The organism is Thermoplasmatales archaeon (assembly GCA_014361245.1).
In the GTDB taxonomy this organism is placed as follows: Archaea; Thermoplasmatota; E2; order UBA202; family JdFR-43; genus JACIWB01.
On record JACIWB010000049.1, the window covers coordinates 1 to 8,435 of the forward strand.

The 8,435-nt window shown below is 35.4% G+C and carries 7 protein-coding genes; 3 read left to right on the forward strand and 4 right to left on the reverse strand.

Features of this window, described 5'->3' with window-relative positions; all coding sequences use genetic code 11:
- The 3 genes from H5T45_06695 to H5T45_06705 all read left to right on the forward strand — a co-directional run.
- The coding region (locus tag H5T45_06695; GenBank protein MBC7129395.1) for a hypothetical protein at positions 1 to 1,034 on the forward strand (1,034 nt) is incomplete at its 5' end.
- A 14-nt stretch (positions 1,035 to 1,048) separates the two neighbouring features.
- Positions 1,049 to 4,438: a PKD domain-containing protein gene (locus H5T45_06700; protein MBC7129396.1), complete on the forward strand. Its 3,390-nt coding sequence runs from the start codon at positions 1,049 to 1,051 to the stop codon at positions 4,436 to 4,438.
- Between the two features lie 68 nt (positions 4,439 to 4,506).
- Entirely contained in the window at positions 4,507 to 6,792 is a 2,286-nt protein-coding gene (locus H5T45_06705; GenBank protein MBC7129397.1) for a hypothetical protein, read from the forward strand.
- Here the strand turns inward: H5T45_06705 and H5T45_06710 are convergent.
- The 4 genes from H5T45_06710 to H5T45_06725 all read right to left on the reverse strand — a co-directional run.
- On the reverse strand, positions 6,779 to 7,255 hold the full coding sequence (locus H5T45_06710; protein MBC7129398.1) for a 50S ribosomal protein L11: 477 nt from the start codon (positions 7,253 to 7,255) through the stop codon (positions 6,779 to 6,781). The two genes, H5T45_06705 and H5T45_06710, sit on opposite strands and share 14 nt — an antisense overlap.
- Complete coding sequence (locus tag H5T45_06715; GenBank protein ID MBC7129399.1) at positions 7,252 to 7,695, reverse strand: transcription elongation factor Spt5; 444 nt, start codon at positions 7,693 to 7,695, stop codon at positions 7,252 to 7,254. The genes H5T45_06710 and H5T45_06715 overlap by 4 nt, the downstream gene beginning before the upstream one ends.
- Before the next feature lies 1 nt (position 7,696).
- Positions 7,697 to 7,936: a protein translocase SEC61 complex subunit gamma gene (locus tag H5T45_06720; GenBank protein MBC7129400.1), complete on the reverse strand. Its 240-nt coding sequence runs from the start codon at positions 7,934 to 7,936 to the stop codon at positions 7,697 to 7,699.
- Between the two features lies 1 nt (position 7,937).
- On the reverse strand, positions 7,938 to 8,435 hold a 498-nt coding region (locus H5T45_06725; protein ID MBC7129401.1), incomplete at its 5' end, for a cell division protein FtsZ.

The following is an 8,435-nucleotide window of genomic DNA, read 5'->3' on the forward strand; positions in this document are numbered from 1 at the left end:
GGCAACTATATGCAACATTCGATATTCCATATGAACAACGCCTTGATGTGCCAGATATAACCTTAAGCTTCAATGCACCAGAAGGAGGAGGATGGTATCGCTTCATAAGCATTGCCTATGATTGCCTGGGCAACATGGAAACACCTCCATATTATCATGGCACTTATGATGCTGAATGCTTCGTTGTGCTTGATAGAGAACCGCCAGAAATAACAAAAGAATATGGAGAGCCAAACATTGAAATAGAGCTTGATGGAGAAATTGGTCATGCAATAAGGAGCGATACACCGATATACCTCAATGCAACAGATATGCCAGAAGAGAACTATGTTGGACTGGATAAGATATACTGGAGCTTTGACGGTTCAATATGGCATGAATCAACAAGCTTCAATGGAGCTAGGTATGGAAGCATAAGCTTTACACCATCTCAATTTGGCTTAATTGAGGGTGAGATATATCACCTGTTCTTCAAAGCTACAGATATGCGCGGATTGACGAGTGAGGAAGGCAAGCAGAAATTCATAATCGACGATACCGCGCCAACAACAAGCATAATAATAGGCAACAATGAAACAATGCCATTTGATGTGACAGTAAATGCAGATGATGCGATTGCGGGAGTTAAATTAATCAAATTATACTTCAGATATAGTAGCGATGGCGAGAGCTGGAGCGATTGGATGGAATATGGAAATGCAACAGGCAATTATACATGGAGCTTTATCTACAAGCCAAGCGAATTCTGCTACTACAAACCTGGCTACTATCAGTTCTATGCATATGCAGAAGATAAACTAGGAAATGCAAAAGGTGCGCCAACAAATGAAGCAAGCTGTTATGTGCCACCGATAGAAGAGGATTTCAATGGAGATGGTAGGGTAAATGCTCTTGACTTATATTACATAATTATAAACTGGTTCAAGGATGAAACCAGTCCAGATTGGGAGGAAGTGCAGAGATATGATCTGGATGGCAGTGGAAGGATAGACGCGGGTGATATCTACAGGCTAATACTGAAATGGACTGGATAAAGAGGTGAAAACAAATGATGAAGAAAAATACAAGGAAAGGAATAATCCTCTTTTTCTCCTTTATTCTTTTATTCTCCTATTTTCCAAATATTTTAGCGGAGGAGACTGCAACAAAAATAGTATATGTTAATGATACTGAAGGAAATCCAATAGAAGATGCATATATAGAGATATACAATGAGGATTATTCTTATTATAATGTAAATTGGACAGATGAAAATGGATATGCAAGCTTTACAATGCCTCCAGGAGATTATACAATAGAAGTAACTAAAGAAGGGTTTGATCCATATACTCATACCTTTGCAATAAATGAAGGAGAAACCTTATACAATAACATTTCTCTAGAAGTAAATAATCCTCCTATTGCAAATGATGATTCCGCAAGTACACCTAGAAATATTAATGTTAAAATAGATGTTCTTTCAAATGACTATGATATAGATGGAGATGAATTAAATATCATATCTGTTTCAACACCATCTCATGGAACTGCTACAACAGATGGAGATTATGTTTATTATACTCCAGATCCAGATTATGATGGAGAAGATTCATTCACATATACAATATCTGATGGAGTTGCAACAAGTACTGCAACAGTTAATATAGATGTTTATGTACCAGAAATAAGTATAATACCTTCTCTTACAGTAGTTAATAAAAGCGAAGAATTCACCGTTGATATTGTAGTTGATGCAGAGAACATTTTAATTGTTCAATGTTATCTGGAATTCGATGCAACCCTCCTTGAAGCAATAAATGTTGAAAATGGAGAAATGTTCGATATTTTGTCGAGCAATGGGACAATAGATAATATGAATGGAAGGATAGATAATATTCTTGGTCTTTCTAATTCGTCAGTTAATGGAGGAGTTTTTGCAAAAATTACATTTAAAGCAAAAGATGCTGGAATTGCATATATAAATTTCATTCAAGAAGCAAACCTTGTTGTTGGAGAAGGCGGGAATTATTCTCTTATTTTCAACAATGCAAATGTTTGTATAGATATAAATCCTGCCAATTTATGGATTGAACCCTCATATAACATAACAAAAGATAAGACAACAGTTGATATATGGCTTGATACAAATGAGAGCGAAGTAGCTATTATTGGTTTTTATGTGGTTTTTGATAAAGAGATTTTTAGTACTCAAAATGTAACTAATGGCGGTTTATTTAGTAATTTTACCTACTTCCCAATAGATGATGGAGTAGGAGGAATAGTTGCATGGGAGTGGAATGGAACGATTTCAGTAGTGAATGGTTCAGGAGTTGTGGCAAAGATAGAGTTTGAGGCGATTAAAACAGGAGAAAGTGTTGTTAAAATTACAAATGTTGATAGTTTTCCATATCTTTGTTTCATTACACAGGATGCAATTCTTGAAGCGGATTTAACTCCACCAGAAACAACATTAACATTCGGAACGCCATATTATACTGATGGAACAAATCACTGGATAAATTCATCCACGCAAATAACATTAAATGCAACTGATGTAGGAAGCGGAGTAGATAAGATATATTATTATATTGATGATTTGCCCGCAATTGAATATACTGAGCCATTTACAGTTCCAGATGGTGAGCATACAATTTATTACTATGCAGTCGATAATGTTGGAAATGCTGAAGAAACAAATAGCATAGATGTAAAAGTAGATAATAGCCCACCAGTAACAACATTAACATTTGGAGAGCCATATTATACTGATGGAATACATCATTGGATAACTTCATCCACGCTAATAACATTAACTGCAACTGATGTAGGAAGCGGAGTAGATAAGATATATTATTATATTGATGATTTGCCCGCAATTGAATATACTGAGCCATTTACAATTTCAGATGAGTGTAATCATACAATTTATTACTATGCAGTCGATAACCTTGGAAATGCTGAAGAAACAAAGAGCATAGATGTAAAAGTAGATAATAGCCCGCCAGTAACAACATTAACATTTGGAGAGCCATATTATACTGATGGAACAAATCATTGGATAACTTCATCTACGGAAATAACATTAAATGCAGTAGATTATCCAGATTGTGCATCAGGAGTAGCAGGAATTTGGTATTCCTTCGATAATGTGAATTGGACTGAATATACTGGGCCATTTACAATATCAGAGGATTGTACAATCTATTATTATAGCATTGATAATTTAGGAAATGAGGAAGAGCATAATTCTCTAGTTGTTTATATTGATGAGACTCCACCTACAAGCTCTGCCACACTTGATGGCACACTAGGGGATAATAACTGGTATAGGAGCAATGTGATTGTTAACTTAACTGCAAATGATGAAGGAAGTGGAGTAGATAAGATATATTATAAGATTGGCACTGGTGCATGGATTGAATATACTGCTCCATTTACAGTTTCAAATGAGGGTCAAACAACAATTTATTATTATAGCATTGATAATTTAGAAAATAATGAAACAGAGAAAAATGTGAGCATGAAGATAGATAAAAGCCCACCATCTGCAAGCCATTCATTAGCTGGCACAATTGTTGATGGGAAATACACAACAGATGTAATCATAACCTTTACTGCTTCAGATACAGTTTCAGGCGTCAGAGAAATAAGGTACAAGGTAGATGGAACATCCTATACAATATATGGCTCATCTGGTAGCGATACAGTTTCATCTGAAGGAAACCATGTGGTGGAATATTATGCCTTAGATAATGCTGGCAATGTTGGCTCAACATCAACATTTTCATTTACAATCCAAAAGAATAAGCCACCTGTTGCAAACTTCACATATAGCCCACTTCAACCATATGATACAGATACAATAACATTTGCAGACCGCTCAACAGATGAAGATGGTGAAATAGTTAATTATACATGGGATTTCGGAGATGGCAACGAAAGCTACGCGCAGAACCCAACTCATAAATATGCGGATAATGGAACATATATAGTTAGATTAACTGTAAGGGATGATAGGAATGCAACAAGCTCAACCCAGCAAATAATAGAAGTAAGAAATAAGCCACCAACCGCATTAATTTCATATTCTCCAGATAAACCAAAACCAAAAGAAGATATTAACTTTACATCTCTCTCAACAGATGAAGATGGTGAAATAGTTAATTATACATGGGACTTCGGAGACGGAAACATAAGCCATGAGAGAAATCCAATTCATGCCTATGAAAAAGAAGGTACATATAATGTTACATTGATTGTAAGAGATAACGATGGCGATGCCGAAGAAAAAACAATACAGATAGAGGTAAAAGCTGAAAAAATAAATGTATGGCTATATCTACTAATAATAATAATCCTAATTATAATAGCAATAGCAGTATTTGCAATATGGAAGAGAAGAAGCAAAGGAGAAGAGAAAAAGCCAGAGAAGAAGGAAGAAAAGAAAACTGGAAAATAATCCCCTCCTTCTTTTTTATTTTGTGAAAATTTAAATAGAGTTTTATATTACATAATAAAGGTGGAAAAATGAAGAAAGAATTTATAATCTGCTCAATACTTGTTGTAGCATATTTAAATTTAGCGGTTGCAGATAGCAATCACACCATAGAAGTGGTGCCATCATCTCAAACAGTGAATCTGAATTCTTCATTTTCCGTAAAAATAAATATAACCCCTGCCTCTCCCATTTCATCGGCCGCTTGCAACATTACTTTTAACCCATCTGTGCTGAGGGCAAACAGCGTAACCAACGGTGGCATGTTCGAAACATGGCTCGGAGATTTAACCATCACCATAGACAATTCAGCTGGCAGGATAAGCTACATAATGGCGGTATCGAGCGCTACCCGGACGCAGGAAGGCACATTTGCAATAATAAACTTCACAGCAACAGGAACTGGCTCATCCTACATAAATATTGAAAACCCGATAGTTCATGGAACAACTGATTTAACAATTTTAAATGGAAGTGTAAATGTTACTCATGCTGACAGCACTCCTCCAAGCGTGCAGGTTATTTATCCAAATGGAGGAGAAATATTATATGTTGGAAACACTGAAAATATAAGATGGAATGCAACAGATGATCATGGAGTTAGCTCAATAAACATTTATTATTCAGCAAACAATGGAATAACATATAATCCAATAGTTATAGGAACTGAAAATGATGGAATTTATGAATGGCTCATACCGGATAATCCTTCAATAAATTGCAAAGTTAAGGTAGTTGCTTATGATTATGCAAGCAATTCAGCATATGATGAAAGCAATTCAGTTTTTGAAATAAGAAGAATTACCCCCACTCTTTCCTATAGCCCGTCATACTTTAATTTCAATCTTTTGCATAATGTAACTGCGGAATCAACACTTGAAATATGGAATAGTGGAAATGGTATTTTATATTACAATTTGAGCGAAACATGCACATGGCTATCCTTAAATGTAACAAGTGGATCATCATCTGGGGAGCATGATTATATAAAAATAACTGTAAATACAGCTGGCTTGAGCACTGGCGAATATTCCTGCAATATATCAATAACTTCAAATGGAGGAAGTGGAACAATTAGAGTAAATTTAACGGTGGTAGAATATGATAATATACCTCCTTCTATAAGTGATGTTGTTGCCACACCTCCACTGCAGGATGCTGGAAAATATGTCAGAATTTCATGTGTTGTTATAGATAATATAAATGTGAGCAATGTATTCTTAAACATAACATATCCAAATGAAGCATATGAAAATTTCAGCATAATAGAAAATAGAACAGGAAACATTTTCTTCAGCAATAGAACATACAGCATGATTGGCAACTATTCTTTCTTCATATATGCAATTGATTCATCGAATAATTCAAATAAATCTATATCCTATAATTTTGAGATAAGGGATTTAAGTGCTCCAGAAATAAAAAATATTTCATATCCATCTATGGGAAGTTTTGGAAGCAATTTAAATATTTCATGCGTTGTTACAGATAATATAAATGTAAGCAATGTATTCTTAAACATAACATATCCAAATGAAGCATATGAAAATTTCAGCATAATAGAAAATAGAAGCGGAAACATTTTCTTCTGCAATAGAACATACAGCATGATTGGAAACTATTCTTTCTTCATATATGCAATTGATTCATCAAATAACTCAAATAAATCCTCATCCTATAATTTTGAGATAAGGGATTTAAGTCCTCCATCAGTTGAGATAATATTCCCATCCGGAAATGAATTCTTATCTGGAAATGTTACAATAAGATGGGATGCGACAGATAACTATGATGGCACAAATCTAAAGATAACAATAAAATATAGCCCGAACGGCGGCGGACTCTGGATAAATATAGCGACCGATGAGGCAAATGATGGCTCATGCATATGGAATACAGCTGGCCTTGATGACGGAAGCAACTATGTTATAATGGTGATTGCACAAGATAACTCTCATAACTCTGGCTCTGCAATTTCTGGAAACTTTACAGTTGATAATACAAAGCCAAGTGTTAAAATAGATAGGCCAGAGAAAGGAAAGATGTATATATTTGATAGAGGAATCATTCCAATTATAGGAAAGGCGGTGGTAATAGGAAAAATAACAGTTGAAGTTACTGCAAGCGATATCTATGGAATGCAGAAGGTAGAATTTTACATAGATAATGTAAAGGAAAATGAAGATTACAGCTCACCATATTCATGGGTATGCGATGAAAAACTGATTTTAGCTCATACAATAAAAGTAATTGCATGTGATAAAGCTGGAAATAAAAATGAGGAAGAGGTTGAGGCAATATTCTTTAATCCCCTTTAAATAAGGAATCAAATTCTCCAGCATCTATCTTTTTTATTATTTCCTTGGCATTCATACCTTCAACAGTTATCTTCATAGATACACATGTCCCAACTATTTCCTTCGCTTTTTCCTTCAATGTCTTTCCAAGAATATCGTTCTTTTTCATCTTTGCAATTTCAACAACATCCTTCATTGTTATATTTCCAGCAATTTTATCTCCTCCTCCTTTTTCTAAATTTGCCTTTTTAAGAATAAGTGCAGATGCTGGGGGTGTGCCAACTTTAAGCTCGTATTTTTTTGTCTTCGGGTCAACGATTATTTTCACAGGCACTCTCATTCCTTTAAAATCCTTCGTCACTTCATTTATCCTATTCACCACTTCCACAACATTCACTCCCAGCGGCCCCAGTGCAGGCCCAATTGGTGGGCCAGGCGTCGCCTTTCCTCCTTCAACAAGAACTTCCACTTCATCCATATTCATTCCTCCTTTTTCTTTAGAACCCTTACCTGCTCACCTCTCACAGTAATTGGAATTGGAACCATTGCATCAAGAAGCTCGACTGTTATTTCTTCCTTAGCATCATCAACTCTTATTACCTTTGCTTTCTCTCCCTTAAAAGGACCGCTTACAAGCTCAACAATCATTCCTTCATCAATTTTTGCAACAGCAGATGGAGGGAATAGGAAATGCTCTATTTCTTCTATATTTACTTCCTTTTCAAGAACTTCTCTTGCATATCTCATATTTCTTACAATTCTTTTTATAACATCTATATCCTCACTTTCAACAAATATATAGCCACGCAGTTCTTTTGGAGCAACAAGAGCATATATTTTTCCACTTCTTTTACTCGCTTTTTCAAGCAAATTTAGAACATTTTCTTCCTGTCCAACCTGTGTTTTTACCGCAAATATTGGCATCTTATAACCCTATTTTTTCAGCAATCCATGGGGCGACAACTGTTGCAAGTATCATTATTATAAAGCCAATAAATCCAATCAAAAATATTCCAATTGCTGTTAATTGAGATGTCTTCATATATTCATCTTCATCAGGATGGGATGCAAGCTGTAAAACCCTTCCATACTTGCCCTTTCCCAATCTGCCAAGCATTTCTTCTATTTTCTTCTGTTTTTCTAAGGATTTTTCTATGATATTCATATTATCTTATCATATCTATTCCAAATGGCTTCTCCTCTTCCTTGCCTGGCCCGTATATCTGCTTTGATTTTACTCCAGTTAAAACAATCATTACTTTTACTGTTCCCTTAAGGTTCTGGTCTATTCCTGCTCCCCATATTATTACTGCATCTGGATTTATCCTTGAATAAACTTCCTCAACAACTCCCTCCGCCTCCTTTATTGTCATGTCCTCGCCGCCTATAACATTTATAAGCGCTCCTGTTGCATCGCTTATATCCACTTCAAGCAAAGGCGAAGACAATGCTTCATTTACTGCATCTATGCATCTGTTATCACTATCAGATTCACCGAGTCCTATCATTGCAACTCCGCCCCTCTTCATTATTGTTCTAAGGTCAGCAAAATCAACATTTACTAGGCCTGGCTTTGTAATCATTTCTGTAATTCCCTTTATGCTCCTCATTAATATTTCATCCGCTACCTTAAATGCTTTATTCAGTGGCAATCTCGGAACAAG

Excerpts from the sequence above, each read along its gene's own strand:
- H5T45_06705 (MBC7129397.1), top strand. The coding sequence starts at position 4,507 with ATGAAGAAAGAATTTATAATCTGCTCAATACTTGTTGTAGCATATTTA.
- H5T45_06700 (MBC7129396.1), top strand. The coding sequence starts at position 1,049 with ATGATGAAGAAAAATACAAGGAAAGGAATAATCCTCTTTTTCTCCTTT.
- H5T45_06720 (MBC7129400.1), bottom strand. The coding sequence starts at position 7,936 with ATGAATATCATAGAAAAATCCTTAGAAAAACAGAAGAAAATAGAAGAA.
- H5T45_06710 (MBC7129398.1), bottom strand. The coding sequence starts at position 7,255 with ATGAATATGGATGAAGTGGAAGTTCTTGTTGAAGGAGGAAAGGCGACG.
- H5T45_06715 (MBC7129399.1), bottom strand. The coding sequence starts at position 7,695 with ATGCCAATATTTGCGGTAAAAACACAGGTTGGACAGGAAGAAAATGTT.